A 23,362-nucleotide genomic window follows, 5' to 3' on the forward strand; every position below is an offset into this window, starting at 1 on the left:
ACATCAGGGCGGTGAACGAGAAGGGCGTACGTTCGGTCGACATCGACCGGGTTGATCAGCAGGTCGTCAACGCCAGCGGGTTAAATTTCAGTTTGCCAGGGAGATAATGAATGACGTTGCTGGTATCTATTCTATGGGAATAAAAGTTTATTAATTTACGATTATTACTTGTCTGTTAGTGTTGTTTATTTCACGCCAATAATATTGTGTGCCCATTCGCTTGTCGTTTCGATGGTAGGGATAACTACACCTTAAATATAAATAAAGGGGAAATTAAATGAAAAAAAACTTATGTATTATACTGTCAGTTTTATCAGTGGCGGGTTCTGTCAATGCCCACGCTGATGGATTATTAATTGCGGATGTTGCATTACGTAATGATTTGGCCTGGTTATCCAATAAGGGAGTAATAAACCTTGATTTAACAACCTGGCCATTGAGTCAGAGCGAAATCAATCGGGCGCTTGATGCGGCACAACCACGTTCTGCTGGGCAACGTCAGGTGATAGAGCATGTTGAATCACGTATCAGACGAATTCGCTCGGATGTTCGTGTTAAAGCCTATCTCTCTACGGGCAAAGATGCATTACCACAATCATTTGCAATGACTCAAACGTCACAAAACGGGGAATCTATTAGCATCAGCCAGGATGGTGACTGGTGGGATATTCATTTGAATGCTAATGCAGAATATAAGCAATATATTGATGATCAATCCGTTTTCAATCTCAATAACAGTTATGCGGCAGTGAAATTTGCCAATCAGTGGTTGGCGTTTGGACAGATCCCGCAATCATGGGGGCCCGGAAATGAAGGCAGTCTGATTCGTTCTGATGCGGCTCGTCCGTTAACGGGGTTTTTGATGCAACGTGCGGAGCAAACCGCGCCTGAAACAACATGGTTAAATTGGGTGGGGCCATGGCAGTATCAGTTGATGGGATCTCAGATAGATCAGTACGAGGCTGTACCTCATACAAAAGTCGTTGGTGGTCGATTTACGTTTTCTCCAGGCAGCGGTCCGCTGTCTATCGGGATGTCGCATGTTATGCAATGGGGTGGAGAAGGGCGTCCGTCAGATTTTTCGTCTTTCTGGGATGCCGCGACCGGAAAAGAATATTATGGCACAGACAACCCTTTAGGAAATCATTTAGCCGGATTTGACGTTAACTATAAATTAGGGCGCGATTTTGGCGTTCCTGTTAATGTTTATGGTCAGATGATAGGTGAGAATGTAAAACATGGTTTTGTTCCATCGCAATATATGTATTTAGCGGGTATCGAAGGACATCACCAGGTCGAGGTTAATGCGCTAAACTGGTACGTTGAGTATCACGATACCCGTTCTAACGGGCATAAGAAGAACCTTAGTTATCAGCATCAGGTCTATAAAGATGGTTACTATCAGCAGGGATATCCTCTGGGGGATGCGATTGGCGGAGATGGTCAGTTGTTTGCAGCTAAGATGGAGCTTGTGACCCCTGAAAATCAACGCTGGAGTGCTCGCGTTGTCTATGCAAAAGTTAACCCTGAAAATCAATATCAAAATACCCAATTTGCGCAATCAGATAATCTGACAGGTCTCCAGTTAGGCTGGGAAGGCGATATCTATAAAGAAGTCAGATTAGGTGGCATGCTCTGGTATGTTGACGCTGACAAAAATGATACGGGTGCCGGAATGAATATTGAAGTGCCGTTTAATTTTTAAAATTTTCTCGAAAAGTAAAAAAGAAATACAAAAAGCAGACGCTATAAACGTCTGCTTTTTTTTTGGGCTTCGCTGACCGGGCTTCACTCAGCAATATACGGATTAATAATCCGCTGTTATACCGAATGGCCTATAGAGGGAACAGTCAGCAGGGTGAAAATGAATGATGTCCAAGTGGCATGGTTCTGAAAATGCAAGATGAGATATTAAAATAAGCGTTTCTAAAAATTGAAACATCCAGGTGTGTTTTAAGTGATATTCTCAAGATAATTTATACATTGCTCCGGGCAATAAATATGCGCCTATCAATCTCGCAGAGGTAGTTAAATTGTTAACAGGATATGAAGCAAATTCCACTCCTTGCCTTTATAATGTTTTCAGGCAGCAGGTCAAATTAAATCCCGATAAAATTGCAATAAAATATAACACGGTATCTCTCACTTACTCCCAGCTGGATAATTTATCATTACGAATCGCCAGGTATATCGAGTCGGGCATCGTCGATGGCCCGATAGCGGGCAGAGTGGTTATCGCTCTGCCGCGTGACCCTTATGCAATTGCCAGTATTCTCGCCACTCAGCGGCTCGGTCTGACTTACGTTCCTTTCGACCCAAGTGGGCCGGATGAGAGATTGAACTACATTATTGAGGACTGCCAGCCCGCCCTCGTGATTACCCGCAAGGCTGAGGCTAAAAGGCAGGGAAAATGTTACGAAATTTATATTGAAGATCTCCCCGAAGACATTAGCAGTACGGTATTAAAATCGACATTGTCTGCCGAAGCAGAGACTGCATATATAATGTACACATCAGGTTCGACAGGTCAGCCTAAAGGTGTAATGGTACCTCGGAAGGGAGTATTAAACCTGGTGGTGGATGCTCATCCTTTTCAGTTTTCGACTGATGCCATTATTGCGCAATGTGGGAATATTGCTTTTGATGCCTCCACCTTTGAAATTTGGGGGGCCTTATTGAACGGTTGTACATTAATTATCGTTCCCTATGAAGTTGTTATTAATAGCGCGGAACTTAGCGACCTGCTGCGTCGGGAAAATATATCTGATGCTTTCTTTACCGTTGCGCTGTTTAATCAGTTGGTTGCAGAAAATCCCAATGTATTTTGCGGACTCAAAAATGTCCTCACTGGCGGTGATGCGCTTAATCCGGCATCGGTTCTGGCGGCGTTGTCCGCCGAGTCTCCACCCGCAGCTATCTGGAACGCCTATGGGCCGACGGAAAATACGGTGATCACGACCTTACATCGTATACAACTCTCAGACTGTCACCGGAGCAGTATTCCGATTGGTCGCAGCATTTCCGGAACGCAATGCTACGTGCTGGATAACGCGATGCGCCCGGTAGCGGATGGGGAGGAAGGCGAGCTGTATACCAGCGGATTAGGATTGGCTAATGGCTATCTGAACAAAGCGGATAAAACAAGCGAAGCGTTTCTTACCAACCCTTTTTACACGCAGGAGCGTGAGTTCAGCCCTGAATCAGCTAGCCAGACCCTCTATAAGACCGGAGATCGCGTCAGGCGACTGGCAGAGGGTAGCCTCGATTTTCTTGGGCGTATGGACAACCAGATTAAGATTCGTGGCTTCCGCCTCGAACCCGGAGAAGTCGAGTTTCGGCTCTGTCAACTGCCCGGTGTTGAGCTTGCGGTCGTCCAGCCAATCGTTGTCGAGGGACAAAAACAGCTGGCGGCATGGTGCCAGGGATCGGGTTCACCGCAACAATTGCTTTCTCTGTTTCGTGAACAGGTTCCCGCCTATATGGTTCCGGTAAGCCTGCAACTGCTGGATAAACTTCCGCTCACGCCAAATGGGAAAGTCGACAAACGGCGATTACCCGCTGCTGAAATTAATCACCACGATTATGAGCCTGTTCAGTCGATAACTGAAAGCTGGCTTGAGAAAGTGTGGCAAGAGATCCTGAAACTCGAAAAAGTGCCTGGACGTAAAGGTCACTTCTTCTGGTCTGGGGGTCATTCGCTCCTGGTTGTCAAACTCCGTCATGCAATTTATGAACACAGTGGCAAAGAGATAAGCCTCGCCAGTCTCTTTCGTTTTCCCGTGTTGCATGAAATGGCGGCGCATATCGACAGCCAGTCCGAAAGTCACGGAGAGCACCTTTTCCCTGTTGTTCCGCCCGGGAGCCGCACACCTCTCTCCCTGGAGCAAAATCGCCTGTGGCTGACCTGTTGCCGGGAGCCTGATGTTGCTCACTATTCGATTCCTCTCGCATTTCGAATTATCGGTTCGCTGGACAGCAACCGCCTGCAGGTGGCCCTGCGTAAACTGAGTGAACGGCATCATAGCCTGCGTTTGCGTATCTATGAGACGCAGGGTTTACCCTGGCAGAAGGTAGTTGAAACGCCAGCAACATTGACCACCGTCTCTGTTCCACAGGAAAGTGACCTGGCAGCGAAAATCAATGATGAGGTGGCTCGTCCATTCCGTTTTGGCGATGAATCACTGCTTCGTACCACGCTTTATTGCGTTGAGGGGCAACCCCGTTTGTTGTTGATCAACATTCATCACATTATTGCTGACGGCTGGTCGATGGGTATTTTCTTCGAGGAGCTGAAGGCGTTGTACGACGGTGAAACGGCTCTATCTGGGTTGGCCTGTCAGTATCCAGACTATTGTGCCTGGCAGCAGCAGCAGGATTTTCAGCCGCAAATCGAAGGGTGGAAAACGGCGCTGGAAGGCGTCACACCTCTGGCATTGCCCGTTTCAGGCACGCCACAGCCTGGCAGTATCATGCGCAAGAAAGTGCTTCCTTCGCGCTTGTTAAACCAGCTCCAGAGCACGGCGATAGCAAGTCAGAGTGGGTTGTTTAACCTGGTCTTTTCGGGGCTGGCCTTGCTGCTATCGAGAATTTGCCAGCAGCAGGATGTACCCATTTGCGGTATCTGGGCCAACCGCCCGCAGCAGTCGCTCAGCAATCAAATAGGTTTCTTTGCTAATACGTTGATTATGCGAACGCAGGTCGAAGAGCGGAACATCGTCGGTGACTGGCTACGCGACAACCACCGGACTCTGACGCAAGGATTTGAGCGGGGGGAGGCTCCGCTAGGCCAGGTATTGGCCGCCACGGGCATTCCATCTGGCCCGACGCAGCATCCACTTTGTGCAGTGTTGCTGGTGTTGCAGAATACTCAAGGGGGAGACGGAAAAACTATCGAGCTTAACGGGTGTGAATTCAGCGATTATCCGCTGCAAGAAGAGCAGGCGAAATCCGATCTTTTGTTAAACGTGGTGCCACAAACCGATGGCCAGTTGCGGCTGGAAGCGACCTTCCGCAAAGGTATCTGGCCGGAAATACTGATGGACACGCTGCTCGACCTTTACCAGGCCATTCTGGAAAAGCTGACCGAAGACTTACAGCAACCGCTCTCAGCGCTGTTTATTCTCAATGACGCGATGCGCTACCAACAACTGGTTGAATGGAACCCATCGTTGGCGCAGCAGCCAAACCAGGCCATGCTGCCGATGTTTGAACATTGGGTCAGCCAGCAGCCAGATAAACTTGCCGTTCGCTGCCAATCAGAAAGCATGACGTATTCTGAACTCGACCAACGCGCTAACCAGTTTGCGGCAGGGCTGCAGAGTCAGAGAGGTCAATTAAGAGGAAAGCGCGTCGCCTTCGCGTTTGAACGTGGGATCAATACGGTTGCTATCATGCTGGCGATCGCCAAAACGGGAGCCTCTTATGTCCCATTTGATCCCTCACATCCGAATGACCGGCTGCGCTACATGCTTACTGACAGCGCGGCAGACTGTCTTATCGTTAACCGCAATACCGCAGGGCGACAAGACATTTGTCCTGAAATCTTAGTTGATGCCCTGAGTTCGGGTGGCGGGCAGCTGACGCCCGTTAGCCACCATGCTGACGATGAAGCCTACGTGATGTACACCTCCGGCTCGACTGGTGAACCTAAAGGGGTGAAGGTTCTACAGCGGGGAGTGACCCGTCTGGTGGTCAATGCTGAGCCCTGGCAGATAACTGCCGATGCGGTTATCGCTCAGGCTGGCAATATTGCTTTTGATGCCTCTACGCTTGAAATTTGGGGCGCTTTACTCAACGGCGCACAGATTGAAGTTATTCCTTATGAAATCGTTATCGACAGTGAAAAATTACAGCAGACGCTGGTTGAGCGAGGTGTCACCGACGCCTGGTTCACGGTTGCGCTGTTCAATCAGCTTGCGGCCGACAATCCCAATGCTTTTGCCGGGCTAAGGAATTTGCTGATCGGTGGCGATGCGTTGACGCCTTCGCTTGTCGACAATGTGCTCTCGTCGGCCACCCCGCCCGCGCAGATCTGGAATGGTTACGGCCCAACCGAGAACACCACCTTCACCACCTTATATCCCATCAGGCGGGAAGACTGTCAGGGGGCCAGTATTCCAATTGGCAGCAGTATCTCGGGTACGACCTGCTATGTCCTTGACGCCCAGCAGCGTCTGCTACCACCAGGTGCTATTGGTACTCTTTATACCTCTGGAGCGGGCCTGGCGGATGGCTACCTCAATAAGATGGACAAAACCGAAGAGGCCTTTATTGATAATCCATTTTTTGAGGAAACGCGTCAGCGGACCCCCGCCACGCAGAAGATGTATAAAACCGGTGACCGTGTGCGATGGAAACGCAATGGGATACTGGAGTTCATCGGTCGGGGAGACAACCAGGTTAAAATCCGTGGCTATCGCCTGGAACCGGGCGAAGTGGAACATTTGCTGTGCCAACTCGCTGGGGTTCGACAGGCAGTGGTGATCGCCGTGGAACATCAGGGGCAGAAGCAGCTCGCGGCCTGGTGCGTCAGCGAGCTTGATACGGCGGAAATACTCAACGCCTTTACCGCCGTTGCGCCTGCTTATATGGTTCCGGCCGCGCTGCAAACGATCAAAAAAATACCGCTAACGGCTAACGGAAAAGTCGATAAATCGCAGCTTCCTGCCGTCGACTTTGCTGCAACCCTGAAAGAGGGGACGCCACCGCAGGGAGAGACTGAGCTGCAGCTGGCACTCATCTGGCAACAGCTGCTTCAAACCGATCGCCCCTGCGTGCGGGAGGATAATTTCTTCATGATTGGCGGTCACTCTCTGCTGGTTATCAAAATGACCGATCTTATCCAGAAGCTGATGGCGAAATCTGTCCCGGTCGCCACAGTATTCCGTTGTCGTTCTCTGGCGGAGCTGGCTGCCAGTCTCGACGGAAAAACGGATGGCAATGAGGAGGACGAAGCACAGTTGATAGCCCGCGACGTGGCGTCCACTCAAATGACGTGCCTGAGCGCTAGCCGCCGACAGTTTGAGACGATCCTGCTTACCGGGGCGAGCGGTTTTCTTGGCATTCATCTGCTGGCGGATCTTCAGCGCAAGCGGCCCGAGGCCAATGTTCATTGTCTTGTTAGAGGGAAAGAGGGGGTGCAGCGCCTGCTTGAAGCCGCTGATTTGTATCAGTTAACGCTCGATCCTTCGAGGATCCACACGCTGTGCGGTGACCTTGATGCTCCCTGCTTCGGCCTGAGCAGTGTGGTATGGGAAGCGTTGGGGGAGAGTATCGACGCGATTTACCATTGTGGGGCATGGGTCAACCACTTGCACAGTTACACCACTCTGCGAGCCGCGAACGTAGAAAGCACCCGACAGCTACTGGAACTGTGTACCTTTGGCCGCCCGAAGCATTTCTTCTATGTCTCCACTCTGTCAACTGCCGCAACAGAGGGTACATGCATTCTGGAAAAAACAGTTGCGCAAGTCCCGCCGATGCAAAATGGCTACGTGCAGGGGAAATGGGCAAGCGAGCAATTGGTCACACAGGCCTTTGCCAATGGTCTGCATGGCGCTATTTTCCGCATGGGCAATATTACCGGGTCGGTCCGCAACGGGATTTCGAATGTGGAAACTAACCACACGTTGAACCTGATAAAGGGATGTTTGCAGATGGGTGTGGCACCAAACTGGAAAAACTACGAGCTGGATATCAGCCCGGTCGATTGCCTGGCAGACCTGTTAGTTAACGAAAGCCTGGAAGGGCGGTATGACCAACAGGCAATCAATCTGGGCTATCTCTCAGCCATTCCCTGGACAAAACTTCTGTCGATTATTGCGGGCGGCGATCATGCTATCCACTTCGTCAGCAGTGACGTTTGGGCACAGCAGTGGGTGCCCGGCGTAGGCAGCGATAATGCACTTTATCCCTTTAAGTCATTTTATCTCGATGCAAAGGATTACCCGCGGATGCAGATTGAACACTCGCTGGTGGCCGAGATGTTTGGGGCTTTGGATGCAGATCACTTGATCGCCAAATATCGGGAATACTGGTTTGGTTGCGGTTTCTTAACGACCGAAATACAGACCTCTGCTGAGGCGTAAAGCCTTTTCCTTTCTGGCTGGCCTGAACAGGCCAGCCTTGAGTTGCATGCGATGACACAGTTTATTCAACCACTACCGCCTTTTTCACCACGGTCGCTATCACTATCCGTTTCTCGCTGTGCCTTTCAGCCAGCACATTACCAGGACAGCCTCTTTGATTTCTATGGCCTCACTTTCCCCACAGCGCTGCGTCATGCTGCAAGGTCACGGCGGGCTGAGTATCTGGCGGGACGCTATCTGGCTCAGCAATGGTTGTCCAAAAATGGCTATGGGCAACGGCCCGTCCTGAGTGACGAACAAGGCATCCCACTTTGGCCAGTTGGCGTTTCAGGCTCCATAAGCCATACAGAAAGAATAGCGCTGTGTGTAATGATCGACTCGCCGAAGGGAGTGGGCATTGGAGTCGATGTCGAGAATCTGATTGCTCCCGAAGATGCGGCAGTTTTGCATCAAGCTATTATTGGCGGTGAAGAGTATCGCTATCTTAAGCAGGTGCCGCTGGCGTTTCATGCCGCACTAACCCTGGCCTTTTCAGCAAAGGAGAGCGTGTATAAGGCCTTATCGCATCGTGAGGCTATTTGTGATTTTCACGACATCAGACTTGTGGCTATATCGGTCGATGTGCGGCAATTTTATTGTCAGGTTGCACACAGGCTCTGGCGAGGAGAATATCTGTTCGAAAACGGCTGCGTATACACCGCACTGTATGCGAGTCCAGAAGATAACTGCCTTTGAATCTTAGCCTTGCTGAGCTCAGAAAAGCAAAAAGCCCGCTCGAAAGCAGGCTTTTCTAAATTTGGCTCCTCTGACTGGACTCGAACCAGTGACATACGGATTAACAGTCCGCCGTTCTACCGACTGAACTACAGAGGAATCGGTTAACGGGGCGAATACTAGCGAGACCCGAACGGCATGTCAAAGCCTGTCTGCACTTCTGCGGTTCGATTGCTGACAATTTCAGCAAAAGGCGATTAATTGCTGAAAATTAGCACAGCGCGCACCGGATTGGTGCATCTCGTCCTCCTGATGGAGCAGAGCGCAATCCGCTGGTCGGTTACTGAAAATGCCAAAATTATTAGAATCTCTTATTCCACGGCCTGTGCAGACCTTCTGGTCCGGTTGGTCAAAAATTGGCAAGCATATTGCAACTCCTCCGACAACTGAATCGCCAGCGTTGGCACTGGCATCCCGAACCGGAGGCAAAATGAACTTAAGACGACTGAAATACTTCGTAAAAATCGTCGATATCGGTAGCCTGACTCAGGCAGCTGAGGTGTTGCATATCGCTCAGCCTGCATTAAGCCAGCAGGTGGCTACGCTGGAAGGTGAGATGGACCAGCAGCTCCTGATCCGCACCAAACGGGGCGTGACGCCGACCGAGGCCGGTAAAATTCTGTATACCCATGCGCGAACCATTCTGCGTCAGTGCGAGCAGGCACAAATGGCAGTCTGCAACATCGGCCAGACGCTGAGCGGGCAGGTGTCGATTGGGCTCGCGCCAGGTACGGCGGCATCGTCGATCACCATGCCGCTGCTGCAGGCGGTGCGCAACGAACTGCCGGAAGTGATGGTTTATCTGCATGAAAACAGCGGCACGGTGCTGAACGACAGGTTGCTCAACGGCCAGCTCGATATGGCGGTGCTTTACGAGCGCTCGCCTGTGGCGGGCATTACCAGCCAACAGCTGCTGAAAGAAGATTTATGGCTGGTGGGCACGCGGGATTGTCCAGGTCAAAGCGTGGATCTGCTCGCCGTTGCAGAAATGAATCTGTTCCTGCCGCGCGATTACAGCGCGGTGCGCGCCCGGGTTGATGAGGCCTTTTCGCTGCGTCGTCTGACGGCGAAAATCATTGGCGAAATTGAATCCCTCTCGACGCTGACCGCGGCCATCGCCAGCGGAATGGGCGTCACCGTGTTACCGGAATCCGCTGCACGCTCGTTGTGTGCCGCGGCAAACGGCTGGATGGCGCGGATAACTACCCCATCGATGAGTTTACCGCTCTCGCTGAATATGTCCGCCCGGGGCTCTCTCTCGCCGCAGGCTCAGGCGGTGAAAGAAATCCTGATGTCGCTGGTCAGCCGTCCGTCGCTCGAAAATCGCGAATTACAGTTGGTCAGCTAAGCGATAGATCTAAAAAGCATAAGTTGCGGGTTTTTATTATTTGTTCGCCAGGGGCGCAGACTCTAACAATAGCGTTATGTCTGAAGGCCCCTGGAGGAAAGGGTGAATTTCCAGCAACTCAAAATTATTCGTGAGGCGGCCCGGCAGGATTACAACCTGACGGAAGTCGCCAATATGCTTTATACCTCGCAGTCCGGCGTGAGTCGCCATATTCGCGAACTGGAAGAAGAGCTCGGGATTGAGATTTTCATTCGTCGCGGAAAACGTCTGCTCGGGATGACCGAGCCGGGCAAAGCGCTGCTGGTGATTGCCGAACGTATCCTCAACGAGGCGAGCAATGTGCGCCGCCTCGCCGATTTATTCACTAACGATGCCTCCGGGGTGCTGACCATCGCCACCACCCATACCCAGGCACGTTACAGCCTGCCGCCGGTGATCAAAGCCTTCCGCGAACTTTTCAAAGACGTCAGGCTGGAACTGATTCAGGGTACCCCCCAGGAAATAGAAGCCTTGCTGCATAACGGCGGGGCGGATATTGGGATCGCCAGCGAGCGCCTGAGCAATGACCCGACCCTGGCGGCGTTTCCGTGGTTCCGCTGGCATCACAACCTGCTGGTCCCGGAAGGACATCCGCTGACCCAAACGGTGCCGCTGACGCTGGAAGCTATCGCCCGCTGGCCGCTGATTACCTATCGCCAGGGCATTACCGGGCGGTCACGCATCGACGAGGCGTTTAACCGCAAAGGCCTGGTGCCGGATATCGTGCTCAGCGCGCAGGATTCGGACGTGATTAAAACCTACGTCGAACTGGGGTTGGGCATTGGCCTGGTGGCGGAGCAATCCGGCGATAATCAGGAACTCGGTCGCCTGACCCGGCTGGATACCCACTATCTGTTTGATGCTAATACCGTCTGGCTGGGGCTGAAACGCGGCCAGCTGCAGCGCAACTACGTCTGGCGCTTCCTGGAACTGTGTAATGCGGGATTGTCGGTCGAGGAGATCAAACGTCAGGTGATGGAGCCGGAGGAAGTGGCGTTAGATTATCAGATATAAAAAAGCAAAAAGCCCGCTCAGGTTTCCCTGAGCGGGCTTCTCTAATATGGCTCCTCTGACTGGGATCGCCTTTGCCAATAACTGGCTGATAATTAATCTAAATCAGAAAACCTTGTCTGTCAAGACCACCAAAATGACCACCTTTTTTGCATGCTGAGCAGGCATGGGGCTCCACAATAAACGTCTTATGTCGATTAAAGAACATAAAACATCAGCAAAACTGCAAAAGCAAAAAGCCCGCTTAAGTTTCCTCAAGCGGGTTTCTCTATAACTCACTTCTACTTTGCCATTTAGCAAAGCGAATTTTACTGCGTACGCCCAGGCCAAGAAGTGGTTCTGGCGGGTTTATCGCCGGCATCCCAGTAACGGTCTGAATATCTGCCAGCAGCGATGAGTCTATCCCTGCGGCCAGGTCTGCCAGTAGCGAGCCCGAAACCGTTCCCCAGGCTGCCCCAACACCGTTGTCACAGGCACAGGCATATACACCGTCATCAAGTTTGCCGAAGAAGTTGGTAAAATTACGCGATATTGCATAGGTTCCGCCCCATGTATGGGAAAGATGCACGGCTTCCAGAGCCGGATAGCGAGCTAAAAATGCCTGTCGATGCTCCTGCTGGATTTTCTGTCGCAGATGATCACTTACGCTGTGACCATATCGCGGAACATATTTATAAGTATTGCGCACCATTATCCGTCCATCCATCGTCATACGCAGGGTTGTGCCTGCATGGTCGGCAGGTGTCAGCCCCCAGTTCAGTTGTCCACCGTAGCTATCTCTTTCCGCCTCATTTAGCGGTCGGGTCCAGCTGGCAAAGGTCATCACCGGCAACAGACGGTTTTTTAGCCAGCCAAATTCGCGGGTGAAAATACTGGTACCCAGCAGTAGCGTCGGTGTGCTGACGGTGCCATGGTCACCCCGCAGTCGCCAGCGCTTACCTTCCCGGGTGAGTGAACGAATCGGCGAGTTTTCAAAACGTTCAACGTTATCCGGCAGACTGTCTGCCAGACCACGAACCAGGGCCGCAGGCTGCATAAGATAGCTGCCTGGGGTGTAGATGGCCCGTTGGTAGTAACTGGTACCCAGTATCTCAGAGAGAGCTTTACTCTCGACGTTATGCCAGGGTTCGCCCAGCTCACGCATCAGCCGTGCAAAATGGTCAAGCTTTTCCAGCCCGCGCTCACTCACCGCCCCCTGATATTTACCCGTTGCCGACCATTGGCAGTCAATATTGTGCTCTTCTATCAGCGCCGCCAGTTGGGAAATCGCATAGCGATTGAGACGCAGAATTTTTTGCTTATGTTCGGGATTGGGGTGCTCAAGGGCAAACTTATGCGGCAAATCGATAACAAAACCTGAGTTTCGTCCTGAAGCCCCCTGACCGACCTGTTGGGCGTCAATTAACAAAATTCTGGCCGTGGGGGCATGCTGGGCTAGCCGACGGGCGATGGCTAAACCGGCAAAACCAGCTCCCACCACCACAAAATCGGCTTTTTCATCCTGAGTGAGCTTTTTTTGTGCCGTTGCAGGCGTCAGAGACGCATACCAGCCACAACAGTTATCATCATTGGGTAAATGGATCATGTCTGCTCCTCCATAGATTGCCGGGCGCTGGTGTGAAGCACTTCCGTCATCCAGTCATTACGCTGATGCTGAATATCTGCACCAAACAGGGCAAAGCCGCTTAACATGCCGTTATCGTCATAATGGAGCGCCATGATGGTGTTATCGTGATGTTCGATTTGCCACTCACCAGCAAGCACTGGCGCCGAAAAGCACAGTGGTGCGGTGGGCGTTTTGACAATGACTGGGCTGGGGGTTACATCGACCGGGGTCAGCATACCTGTGAGGCTGCGAACCAGGGCCGGTATCGCCTGCACGATCGGGGCGATATAAGGACGCCAGCCGCAGGGGTATTCAGCACAATCTCCGAGGGCGAAAATGGCCTCATCACTTGTCTGTCCGTAGCGATTGACGCAGATCCCTTTTTGCACTTTAAGATCGCATTTTTGCGCCAGAGTAACGTTCGGTCGCAGGCCGGTTGCACTGAGCACTCTGTCGGTGTGTAACATTTCGCCATTGCTAAGTGTTAACAACTGGGAGCCGTCTATGCTTGTTGATGCATTGACGATGGTGGTATTTAAGTGCCAGGTCACGCCGATATCACGCAGGGCGTTTTGCAATCCTACCCCCACAGGCTGAGGCAGAAATGTCGACATTGGCCAGCGCCCCAGACCGACAACCGTAACCTTAAAACCTGAGGTGGCTAAATCATGGGCGAATTCACAACCAATTAGCCCATCGCCAAGGATGGTGATATGGCGTTTGTCGACAATATCCTGTCGAAAGCAGGCATAGTCATGCAGATGGTTAACACTCAAAAATTGGTGGCTGGTTCCTGCAATCGTCGGGGTTATCGGTGACGCGCCGGTTGCCAGCACCAGACGGCCATAATCACAGGGGCCAATGCTGGTCTCCAGACGCTTATTTTGCCTGTCGATATGCAGCACCTGAGTGTGGGGATAGAGGCGGACATTGAGCTTTTTTTCCCATTCCAGCGCTGAGCTTTGCTGAAGCTGTGCGACATTTTTTCCCGTTGTCAGTGCGCAGGAGAGGGCTGGCTTGCTGTAGAGCGCGCCGCTATCTTCAGTGAAAATTGTTATCGGTAATAGCGGATATTGCGCCCGTAACGCTGCGGCGAGGGAGTATCCGCTATGACCACTGCCGATGATCACCACTGGTAATAGCACCGCTTCCGCTGCTGGCACAGGATTGTTCGGGAGGGGCTGCCGATCTTCGCTAATCTCGATCATTTCAAAATCAGCTTTTCCCACCAGGCATTCAGGGCATAACCAGTCATCCGGCACCGCTTCCCACGCGGTGCCTGGCGGAATACCTTCGTCTGGCCATCCTTTTTCTTCGTCATAAATAAAGCCGCAAATCAGACAGAACCACTTTTTATTTGCCATGAGGATCTCCGGTAATCTCTTTAGTTTCCGCTGGAGTGATAATTTATTGCGCTCGGCTGGCTGTGGTCGACCTCAGACGAATGGCAATATTTCGGGTGTGGACATAACCGTAAATAGCTTCCTGACCTTTCTCCCGCCCAAAACCGGATAATCCCACTCCGCCGAAAGGCGTTTCTATCCCCCCGGCGAACCACTCATTGACGAAGACCTGGCCCCCCCGTAGTTGTCGGGCGACATTAAGCGTCTCATCCAGATTGTTACCAAAGATCCCGGCGACCAGACCAAACACTGTACCGTTGGCGATCTCAACAGCCTGTTGTGGCGACTCGAAGGGCATAATAACCAGCACCGGGCCGAAGACCTCCTCCTGAGCTATCCTCATTTGCGGCGTGGCTTCGATAACCGTAGGGGCTACAAAGTAACCCGCTCTGTCAGGCGCGTAACCCCCCGTCAGTACAGTTGCGCCTTCAGCTCTGGCCTGTTCAATCATGGTCAGCACCCGTAATTGTTGTTCCCGCGAGACTAGCGGTGTCAGTTCTGCTGCGGCATCGTCTGCCGTGCCGACCACCAACGATTCCGCCAGAGAGACTACGGCTGCCTTCACTTCCTCATAGCGTGACTGATGAATCAGCAGCCGGGATAATGCCGAGCAAACTTGCCCGGCATTAAAAAAAATGCCGCTTCGGACGCTGGGCAGCAGGGTGGTTATCTCTGCATCCGGCAGTACAATAGCGGCGGATTTTCCTCCCAGCTCCATCACTGCCGGGGTTGCTCTGCTCGCGGCACTACGCAGGATGGATTGCCCGGTGGCGACAGAACCCGTAAAGACTATCTGATCAACTTCGGGATGCTGGACAAGATAACTGCCGACATCGACACCTTCGCCACACAGCAGCTGGATTGCCCCTGCAGGAAAACCAGCCCGAATGACGGCAGTTATTAGCAGCGTTATGGCCAGGGGCGATAACTCTGGTGATTTGACCACTACCGCATTACCTGCGGCTAATGCCGGGGCCAGAGAACGGGCACAGATAGAAACAGGGAAATTCCACGGAACAATCTGCACGGACACGCCATAGGGAATGTGCTGCGTGAAATCGAGGTAATCCTGCCCCAGGGGAATGGACGCGCCTTCCAGTTTGTCGGCCATACCTGCGTAGTACTCAAAATAGCGAGCGGCTTCTAAGAATTCGTCACGGGCATCCTGTAGCCGCTTTCCGTTTTCCTGGCTACAAACCTGTGCGCCAGATTCTGCTATTTCTCGTATTTCGCGTGCGGCCTCCAGCAGCCAGCCAGCACGCTGTGCCGGGCGAACAGCGGATAATCCCCCAGACTGGACACATGCTCTGGCTGCACTCATCGCCCGATCGGCATCCTGGGTATCCGCCAGGGCGATGGTGGCGAAAGGCTCTGCGCTCCCCGGATTGTAAACAGTCAAGCTGCGGGAGGCATCGCACCATTGGTCGGCGATATAGTTAAGATAATGTTCCATCGTTTATGCCTCCAGCGCCTTTTTTACTCTGGAAGCTAACCACTTCTGGAAAAAGTGTGTCGGCACATCCATTTCTGGAGAAAAAACACCGCCGCCAAAACCCGGTGAACGGCGTCCTTGCTGCATACCTTCCACGGCGGAGATATCTTCCCCGAAAACGACCCGCCAGGACTCCACTGTAGCCTGACGGCAGGCGGAAAATTGCTCTGTCGTCGCTTCATCGCCAACGTAAAACAGCCGCAGATGCTCAATGCTTTTTTCTTCGCTGACAGGCTCTACCATCATGGCGAAGGCATGATCGATCTGTATTCCCAGCAGCACATTGGGGAATAATGCGACATATTCGGCATGACGGGCTTTCTCGGCAGGCCATTCAGGAAATTGAGGTAGATGGGTGCCTGCGGTTTCTGAGAGGTTATAAGCAGTGCTCCCCTGACCCGCGAAACGTTCACTGAACATGATGTTGTAGTGATCTTCCAGCCGTGAGTAGCTATTGAGTGCCGGGTGAACCCAGGGCAGGTGATAGGCCTCACAATAATTCTCAATGGCGAGCTTCCAGTTACTGTTGACCTCTATTTGCAGGCTACCGCCAGTCTCTACCTGGCGTAATAACGACATGCCTTCCTCACCCAGGAAAGTCTTCCAGCGCTGTTGCAGCGGGGCAATATGGTGGTCAAACTCGTCGGCATCACCGGAGAGATTAATAAACACCATGCCCATCCAGACGGCGGAGCGGAGCGGTTTTAAGCCATGCTTCTCGCATTTAAAACGTTCATCTTTGTGTTGACCAATGCCCCCGACATGCGGTGTTCCTTTTAAGTTGCCATCAAGATCATAATTCCAGGAGTGGTAAGAACAGCGGATCATCCCCTGAACAGGGCCACTTTCATGGACTAATTTCATTCCCCGGTGGCTGCAAACATTATGGAAAACCTGAATCTCCCCGTGGCGGTTTCTTATTATTAACAATGGTAGATTCATAAAATCGACAGGTTTTACAAAGCCATTAGCGGGCAGGTCGGCACTAAAACCGATACAGACCCAGGTTTTACCCAGCACGTTATCGCGTTCAAAGCGGAAATACTCTTTACTGGTATACGCATCATTAGGCATACCGGTTGCATCCTGGATCTCAGTTAATACCCGATCAACATATTCAACAGCAATAAGAGATTGTTTGACATTGTTCATCTAAAGCTCTCCAGAAATAAAGTGTTGTTGGTCTTTGCTCTGCTGGCAAGAAAGGGGGTTGAATAAGCGAGAGTGTGTTTAACAATTTAGCAACAGGCAAACGACTTTTTTGCCAACGACGCATGAGAAAAACTCATCAGGATAAAACAATGCGTTAAATATTGGCTGATTAGACCGTTTATTGTACGTTCGCATGATTTTTTATCACTAATATATGAGTTTTTATCCGTTGAAATGCACGGAATGGCTCTTTACCCTCAAGATGATTTAACAAAAAATAAACAAAAACGGTTATCTATCATTTCTGAGGAGTGAGAAGCGCCTATGCGAGCGACATCTGGATTATTGAAGGGATTAAACCCGACAGTGACAATTGTTTCAAAAATACTGGTGGTAAGTTTTGTTTTATTCTGTGCAATACTGGCTAATAAAACGGGGAAATACTTTGAAGATATTTCCAACGCATTACTCTACAGCATGAAGTGGTTCTATATAGGTCTGGTATCGGCGGTTCTGTTTTTCTTGTTATACCTCATGGTTAGTCGTTATGGGCATATCAGACTGGGCAAAGATGATGAAAAGCCAGAGTTCAGCAACACCTCCTGGGTTGCAATGCTTTTTTCCGGCGGTATGGGTATTGGCTTAATATTCTGGTCGGTTGCCGAACCTATGTGGCACTACGCAGGCAATCCATTTTCCCCGCCGCTCAGTGACGGATCAGCCAGTGCCGCAATGCGTATAACATTTTTTCATTGGGGACTACATCCCTGGTCAGTATTTATTATTGTCGCCCTTGCACTTTCCTATTTTGCCTACCGAAAAAACCTCCCGCTAACGTTACGTTCAATTCTCTACCCGCTTATTGGTGATCGTATTTATGGCCCTATTGGTCATTTGGTAGATATTTTAACTGTTGCCGTCACTGCATTTGGTATCTCGCAAACCCTCGGTATGGGGGTGATCCAGATTAATTCAGGTTTAAATCAAGCGCTGGGTGTGCATATTGGTCTTGGTGTTCAGCTGTTGATTATTGTGGTGCTCTGCACGTTGGCGGTCTCTTCGGTATTATCCGGGGTAGGAAAAGGGATTCGTCGTTTGTCTGAGCTAAATATGCTGCTGTCGTTGCTCATTGTTATGATTGTGCTGTGTGTAGGGCCAACCCGATATATTTTGAATACTTTTCTGGAGAGTTCTGGCGATTATATTCAAAATATAGTTGGTTTAAGCTTCTGGAGCGACACACAAAAAGATTCTGGCTGGCAAAATAGCTGGACCGCTTATTACTGGCCCTGGTGGATGACATGGGCTCCTTTTGTCGGCATGTTTATTGCCCGAATTTCACGCGGGCGGACAATCCGTGAACTTATTGGTGGTGCATTGATTGTTCCAACGCTGATCACCTTTATCTGGATTGCTGTCTTTGGTGGCACAGCACTGAAAATTGAGCAAGATGCCCGGCATCAATATGAAACCAGTACGCTACAAAAACAGGTTACACAAGCTGAAACCCCTGCATTTAGCGGTGGACCCGTTCTGGAAGCGACCAAAAAGGATACTACCAGAGCGCTGTTTGCGCTGTTTAATAGCTTACCCTACTCATCATTAAGTGCCGTGCTGAGCATTCTGGCCTGTCTGTTGTTAGGTACCTATTTTATTACATCTGCAGATTCCGGAACCTTAGTTCTCTGCATTCTGGATGCCGGAGGACATAGCGAACCACCGCCATTTATCAGGATCTTGTGGGGGATAATCATTGCCGTTCTGGCCGCAGTGCTGCTGTATGCCGGAGGGTTACAAGTGATGCAAACCGCATCTATTATCGCCGGTTTCCCGGTGGCGATCTTCATTATGCTAATGACTTTAACGCTGTTCCGCTCTATTCGCCGGGAGCCGTTGCCGTGGGCAATGTTGCCGCAACATGTGCATCCCGATCCGGAAGCATTGGATGGACCGGTTGGATCACCGCAAAACATCAAACCAGAAGAAAAGATAATAATTTAGAAATAACAATGGGTTGCTAAATCACCGACGTGGAACGCTGGTTTAGCAGCCATTCACGGAATAGCCTGACACTGGCGGTCACCCGGCCAGTGTTTGCTACTTCCAGTATTGAAAAGCAGGAGTTGGTTCTTAATGCATGGCTTACCGGACGGATCAGGGCACCAGACTCCAGATAGCAGTCAGAGAGTTCTCCCCACGCCAGCGCGACACCCTGGCCATTGATTGCCGCCTGTAACAGCATCGGGTAATTATTGATGTTCAGACGATTTTTGGGCGTAAATTGCGGAAGATTAACCGCAGTAAACCACTGTTCCCAGCTTAACCAGTCGGTATGAGAATCCTCAAGGAAAAGTAAGGTTTTACTAAAAATATCTTCCGCTGATGATAGCGGACCAACCTTTTGCAGATAATCCGGACTGCAAACCGGAAATACGACCTCAGAGAATAGTGCGAAAGTTTGCATATTTTCAGGGGGAGTTCGGCAGTAGAATAAACCAAAGTCACACTCTTGCTTATGTAAATTCTGAATACTGTCTGATGCCACTATACGTAGGTCAATTTCCTCGTGCTCACTCTGAAAACTGGCAACCCGTGGTAATAACCATAATGCTGCCATTGCGCTGGTAGTGGAGACGGTGACTTTATGTTCACCTTGCCATTTTTTTATCTCTCCCGTAGCCCTGGCGATATCCACCAGGGCCGCGCTGATAGCCTGACGATATTGCAAGCCAGTTTCAGTTAAATAAATATTACGGTTTAAACGTGTAAAGAGTGCCGAACCCAGAAAATCTTCCAGGTGGCGAACTTGTCGACTAATTGCACCTTGCGTGACATTCAATTCATGAGCAGCCAGGGTAAAACTAAGATGACGTGAAGCTGCTTCAAATGCAACCAGGCTGTTTAATGGCGGCAGTGGTGTGATTTTCATTTTATCAAATAACGTTAAGAGAGTCTGTTACCATATACTATATGAAGTTATTTTATTCATCGGAAGACATTAACAGATCTGTGATCATGGTTGTTAAACAACTCCTTTATTAAATGAGCATAGTTAGTCTATCTCGGCTTTGTTGAATAAATCGAACTTTTGCTGAATGGAGTGATGTAACTTATAGGTGAAATATAGAGCCCAAATCATCAGTAGTCGGGCTCTATATTTATCAATTTAGAATGTTATTGATCGGCACAAGAAAGGCACTGCCAAGATTATGTAAACAATGAGCGTCCGCTTCACACCCAGAGACATTCGACAAGCTTTTTATGGCTAAGTAAGGGGGATTTTCGTTCTTCCAGTGCCAGCAAATATTTCGCTTCGTTGTGACAGGTTTTGGTCTTCCAGCGGCGATAAATGATCCTTAACCTCAGGCTTAATTTGAGCCTGAACGGCAGCTTTTCGCTCGCAGCGGACCTTATGATCGTGCTTTCAGTCCACGCCGTACTAAAAACTGACATTTAAGTCACACTCCCGCCAATTGTTGCATTCATCACATTTCATTAACTTACCGCTTACAAAAAACTTGACGCTCGGGTCGTTTGTCGCAAGACTCGATAAAAAGTAAAACGTTTTACTTTTTAAGTCGCATCGCGGTATCAATGTATTTTCCGTGATATTTCCGGTAGTTACAACACGGCTGGGATTCATCATGAAACACGTAGAAGAGTACAACCATACACTTGCTGGCACTGATGCTGGCGTAATGCCGATACCTCAGCATGCTGATATCTCGCCTCTGGAAAGCAGAGCAATATCTAAAGCGCGCTGGCGTTTAATGCCTTTGATATTGATGATGTATCTGCTGGCGTTCATTGATCGTTCGAATATCGGCATGGCGGCGTTAACCATGAACCAGTTCCTGGGTTTAACGCCGCAACAATTCGGGTTTGCCGTCGGCATCTTCTCCTTTGGTTATATTTTGTTTGAGGTGCCCAGCAACGTCTTACTGGCTCGTTATGGCGCCCGGTTTTGGTTAGCCCGCATAATGATTACCTGGGGCGTGATTTCCATGGCCATGGCGTTCGCACAGGGGGCTGTCAGTCTCAGTATTTTGCGGTTTTTATTAGGCGTGGCGGAAGCGGGTCTCGCCCCGGGCATCGTTTTCTATCTGACAACCTGGTTCCCCAGGAAAGAACTGGCTCGGGTTTTCTCCATTTACTATTTAGGTGTTCCTCTGGCGGCCATCATCGCCAATCCGATTTCAGGCTACATTCTTGATAATTTCCATCAGGTGGGCGGCCTGGAAAGCTGGCAATGGCTCTTTTTGATTGAAGGCTTTCCGCCGATTATCCTGTCGGTCGTGGTATTTCTTTACCTTACTGATAAACCAGCCAGTGCCTCCTGGCTGAGTCCTGAGGAGCGCGATGCCTATCAGAAACTGATGGAAAAAGAACAGCGGGATACGCTGACGGTGGGTCACTCAGGCCTGAAAGCAATGTTCAAAGATCGTCGCGTCTGGATCCTGGGGCTTGCTTACTTTTTCACGGTCATCGGGCTGACCGGCCTTGGCTTCTGGATGCCGCAGTTTATTAAACGCTTTGACTATTCAGATACTGTGGTTGGTCTGCTGGGTACCATTCCCTACATCGTTGGCGCTGTCGCTATGTGCTGGTGGTCAAACCATTCCGATAAAACGAATGAACGGACCTGGCACTTTATCCTCCCTTCAATACTGTTTTCCGTCGGGTTTGTGGTCGCAGCTATCAGCGACTCGCCAGTGATATCTATGCTGGGGCTGACGCTTTCTACCGTCGGCATGCTGGCCTGTGTGCCGACATTTTATACCTTACCCGCCTCTTTTCTCACGAACCAGGGGTCAGCCGGTGGCCTGGCACTAATCAACTCTATCGGCAATATTGGCGGATTTTTTGGCCCCTTCCTGGTCGGACTCACCATTTCCCTTACCGGTAAATCACAGAACGGTCTCTATCTGTTATCGATACTTGTGCTTTTTTCACCGTTACTGATTTATCTCCTGAGTAAAAGTCGCCGCCAGGTTGCTGGCTGGCGTTAATGTCGACACCTTAAACATCCTATCAAGGAGTAAAAAAATGAATTTAGCAGCATTGTTAAATGAGCGTGCCTGTGCCGTGAAATCAGGTTCCGCGCAGCCGATTCGTGTCGGCATCATCGGTGCCGGAAAATTTGGATCTATGGTACTTGCCCAGCTGCGTCATCTGGAGGGACTGCAGGTAGTGGCCGTTGCCGATCTCGATATGAATAAAGCCCGCCACGCGCTGGCCCGCGTCGGCTGGCCTGAAACGCAATACCGCGCTGAAAATATCGACATTGCCTTACGGGATGGATCGACCTGTGTGGTAGAAGATGCGGAGCTGTTATTCCGCTGTGAGCAGATTGATTGCATTGTTGAGGCCACGGGGCATCCACTGGCTGGAACTCGCCATGCGCTGCATGCTGTTGAACATGGCAAACATGTGATCATGGTGAACGTAGAGGCTGATGTTTTGTGCGGGCCGTTAATCGCTGAACGGGCGCGGCAACAAGGTGTGATCTACAGCATGGCATACGGCGATCAGCCTGCAATTATTTGTGAACTTGTGGACTGGGCTCGTGCCTGCGGGTTTGAAATTGTTGCCGCTGGTAAAGGGATGAATTTTGAGCCTCGTTACCGTTACTCGACGCCAGATACCGTCTGGGGCTTTTTTGGCTGGTCAGAAGAAGAGGTCGCCGCAGGCGACTTTAATCCCAAAATGTATAACTCTTTCACCGATGGTACCAAGGCCGCGATTGAAATGGCCGCTGTGGCCAACGCAACAGGGCTCGATTGTCCTGATAATGGGCTGGCTTTTCCTCCTGCAGGGGTGCATGACCTGGCACGCGTATTCTCCCCCGAGGCGGATGGCGGGCGACTGAGCCGGAGTGGTCTGGTGGATATTGCAGCAAGCCAGGAGCCAGATGGCCGTGAAGTGCTCAATAATATTCGTTACGGCGTTTTTGTCACCTTTAAGGCCCGCGATGAGTATAGCCGTGCCTGCTTCAAGCAATATGGGCTGCTCACCGATCCCAGCGGCTGGTACGCCTCAATGTGGCGTCCTTTCCATTTGATTGGGCTGGAAACCAGCATCAGCATTCTCTCTGCCGTGCTGCGTAATGAAGCCACAGGTTCAGCATTGAGCTTCAGGGGAGATGCGGTGGCAACGGCAAAACGCGATCTCAAGGCCGGGGAAATGCTGGATGGTGAAGGTGGCTTTACCGTCTGGGCGAATGCGCTACCAGCCAGTATCAGCGTGGATCAGGACCTGTTGCCAATGGGGCTGGCGCATCATGTCAAGCTGGTCAAAGATGTCGCCAAAGACAAAGCGATACGCTTCTCCGATGTCAAATTTGAAAATAATCTGGATATCGTCGAATTGCGTAAACAGATGGTAAGCCTCGCGGGTTTATAGACGTTAACTTTGCCGCGGCGGCAAGCGTCGTCGCGGGTTATTCAGGAA

Annotated in this window: 13 protein-coding genes, 1 tRNA gene and 1 pseudogene; 8 read left to right on the plus strand and 7 right to left on the minus strand. The window is 50.7% G+C overall.

Features of this window, described 5'->3' with window-relative positions; translation table 11 throughout:
- Positions 1 to 277 precede the first annotated feature (277 nt).
- The 3 genes from ACG0Z5_RS22055 (at position 278) to ACG0Z5_RS22065 (ending at position 8,822) form a co-directional block, all read left to right on the plus strand.
- Entirely contained in the window at positions 278 to 1,705 is a 1,428-nt protein-coding gene (locus ACG0Z5_RS22055; RefSeq protein ID WP_394451214.1) for a capsule assembly Wzi family protein, read from the plus strand.
- A 328-nt stretch (positions 1,706 to 2,033) separates the two neighbouring features.
- Complete coding sequence (locus tag ACG0Z5_RS22060) at positions 2,034 to 8,087, plus strand: non-ribosomal peptide synthetase (protein ID WP_394451216.1); 6,054 nt, start codon at positions 2,034 to 2,036, stop codon at positions 8,085 to 8,087.
- A 51-nt stretch (positions 8,088 to 8,138) separates the two neighbouring features.
- Complete coding sequence (locus ACG0Z5_RS22065) at positions 8,139 to 8,822, plus strand: 4'-phosphopantetheinyl transferase (RefSeq protein WP_394451218.1); 684 nt, start codon at positions 8,139 to 8,141, stop codon at positions 8,820 to 8,822.
- A gap of 62 nt (positions 8,823 to 8,884) precedes the next feature.
- Here the strand turns inward: ACG0Z5_RS22065 and ACG0Z5_RS22070 are convergent.
- Positions 8,885 to 8,960, minus strand: a tRNA-Asn gene (locus ACG0Z5_RS22070).
- 331 nt (positions 8,961 to 9,291) lie between these two features.
- Here ACG0Z5_RS22070 and nac point away from each other — a divergent pair.
- A complete protein-coding gene (gene nac / locus ACG0Z5_RS22075) occupies positions 9,292 to 10,209 on the plus strand; it encodes a nitrogen assimilation transcriptional regulator NAC (protein ID WP_394451221.1) in 918 nt (305 codons plus the stop codon).
- Positions 10,210 to 10,311: 102 nt separating this feature from the next.
- On the plus strand, positions 10,312 to 11,262 hold the full coding sequence (gene cbl / locus ACG0Z5_RS22080) for an HTH-type transcriptional regulator Cbl (RefSeq protein ID WP_394451223.1): 951 nt from the start codon (positions 10,312 to 10,314) through the stop codon (positions 11,260 to 11,262).
- Here the strand turns inward: cbl and ACG0Z5_RS22085 are convergent.
- From ACG0Z5_RS22085 to ACG0Z5_RS22105, 5 genes and pseudogenes are all read right to left on the minus strand, one after another.
- Positions 11,245 to 11,427: pseudogene (locus ACG0Z5_RS22085) on the minus strand (hypothetical protein). The gene cbl and the pseudogene ACG0Z5_RS22085 sit on opposite strands and share 18 nt — an antisense overlap.
- A gap of 100 nt (positions 11,428 to 11,527) precedes the next feature.
- On the minus strand, positions 11,528 to 12,844 hold the full coding sequence (locus ACG0Z5_RS22090) for an NAD(P)/FAD-dependent oxidoreductase (protein WP_394451225.1): 1,317 nt from the start codon (positions 12,842 to 12,844) through the stop codon (positions 11,528 to 11,530).
- A complete protein-coding gene (locus ACG0Z5_RS22095; RefSeq protein ID WP_394451227.1) occupies positions 12,841 to 14,229 on the minus strand; it encodes an FAD-dependent oxidoreductase in 1,389 nt (462 codons plus the stop codon). Before ACG0Z5_RS22095 ends, ACG0Z5_RS22090 begins: the two co-directional genes overlap by 4 nt.
- Before the next feature lie 43 nt (positions 14,230 to 14,272).
- On the minus strand, positions 14,273 to 15,721 hold the full coding sequence (locus ACG0Z5_RS22100; protein WP_394451229.1) for an aldehyde dehydrogenase family protein: 1,449 nt from the start codon (positions 15,719 to 15,721) through the stop codon (positions 14,273 to 14,275).
- A gap of 3 nt (positions 15,722 to 15,724) precedes the next feature.
- The gene (locus ACG0Z5_RS22105; RefSeq protein WP_394451231.1) at positions 15,725 to 16,912 is read right to left on the minus strand and encodes an aromatic ring-hydroxylating oxygenase subunit alpha; all 1,188 of its coding nucleotides are present in this window, start codon (positions 16,910 to 16,912) and stop codon (positions 15,725 to 15,727) included.
- Positions 16,913 to 17,236: 324 nt separating this feature from the next.
- On the opposite strand from ACG0Z5_RS22105, the gene ACG0Z5_RS22110 reads away from it, so the two are divergent.
- Positions 17,237 to 18,913: a BCCT family transporter gene (locus tag ACG0Z5_RS22110; protein ID WP_394451233.1), complete on the plus strand. Its 1,677-nt coding sequence runs from the start codon at positions 17,237 to 17,239 to the stop codon at positions 18,911 to 18,913.
- Positions 18,914 to 18,929: 16 nt separating this feature from the next.
- On the opposite strand, the gene ACG0Z5_RS22115 is transcribed toward ACG0Z5_RS22110, so the two are convergent.
- Positions 18,930 to 19,841 carry a LysR substrate-binding domain-containing protein gene (locus ACG0Z5_RS22115; RefSeq protein WP_394451235.1) on the minus strand — a complete coding sequence of 304 codons (912 nt, stop codon included), beginning with the start codon at positions 19,839 to 19,841 and terminating at the stop codon, positions 18,930 to 18,932.
- Between the two features lie 715 nt (positions 19,842 to 20,556).
- Here ACG0Z5_RS22115 and ACG0Z5_RS22120 point away from each other — a divergent pair.
- A complete protein-coding gene (locus ACG0Z5_RS22120) occupies positions 20,557 to 21,921 on the plus strand; it encodes an MFS transporter (protein WP_394451237.1) in 1,365 nt (454 codons plus the stop codon).
- A 37-nt stretch (positions 21,922 to 21,958) separates the two neighbouring features.
- Positions 21,959 to 23,314 carry an NAD(P)H-dependent oxidoreductase gene (locus ACG0Z5_RS22125; RefSeq protein WP_394451240.1) on the plus strand — a complete coding sequence of 452 codons (1,356 nt, stop codon included), beginning with the start codon at positions 21,959 to 21,961 and terminating at the stop codon, positions 23,312 to 23,314.
- The last annotated feature ends 48 nt before the right edge of the window (positions 23,315 to 23,362 follow it).

It is taken from the genome of Scandinavium sp. M-37, from assembly GCF_043558715.1.
GTDB lineage: Bacteria > Pseudomonadota > Gammaproteobacteria > Enterobacterales > Enterobacteriaceae > Scandinavium > Scandinavium vulneris_A.

What these genes read in the sequence shown, in the direction of transcription:
- ACG0Z5_RS22125 (WP_394451240.1), top strand. Translation starts at nt 21,959, where the DNA reads ATGAATTTAGCAGCATTGTTAAATGAGCGTGCCTGTGCCGTGAAATCA.
- ACG0Z5_RS22095 (WP_394451227.1), bottom strand. Translation starts at nt 14,229, where the DNA reads ATGGCAAATAAAAAGTGGTTCTGTCTGATTTGCGGCTTTATTTATGAC.
- ACG0Z5_RS22100 (WP_394451229.1), bottom strand. Translation starts at nt 15,721, where the DNA reads ATGGAACATTATCTTAACTATATCGCCGACCAATGGTGCGATGCCTCC.
- ACG0Z5_RS22115 (WP_394451235.1), bottom strand. Translation starts at nt 19,841, where the DNA reads ATGAAAATCACACCACTGCCGCCATTAAACAGCCTGGTTGCATTTGAA.
- ACG0Z5_RS22105 (WP_394451231.1), bottom strand. Translation starts at nt 16,912, where the DNA reads ATGAACAATGTCAAACAATCTCTTATTGCTGTTGAATATGTTGATCGG.
- ACG0Z5_RS22055 (WP_394451214.1), top strand. Translation starts at nt 278, where the DNA reads ATGAAAAAAAACTTATGTATTATACTGTCAGTTTTATCAGTGGCGGGT.
- ACG0Z5_RS22110 (WP_394451233.1), top strand. Translation starts at nt 17,237, where the DNA reads ATGCGAGCGACATCTGGATTATTGAAGGGATTAAACCCGACAGTGACA.
- nac (WP_394451221.1), top strand. Translation starts at nt 9,292, where the DNA reads ATGAACTTAAGACGACTGAAATACTTCGTAAAAATCGTCGATATCGGT.
- ACG0Z5_RS22065 (WP_394451218.1), top strand. Translation starts at nt 8,139, where the DNA reads ATGACACAGTTTATTCAACCACTACCGCCTTTTTCACCACGGTCGCTA.
- ACG0Z5_RS22120 (WP_394451237.1), top strand. Translation starts at nt 20,557, where the DNA reads ATGAAACACGTAGAAGAGTACAACCATACACTTGCTGGCACTGATGCT.
- ACG0Z5_RS22090 (WP_394451225.1), bottom strand. Translation starts at nt 12,844, where the DNA reads ATGATCCATTTACCCAATGATGATAACTGTTGTGGCTGGTATGCGTCT.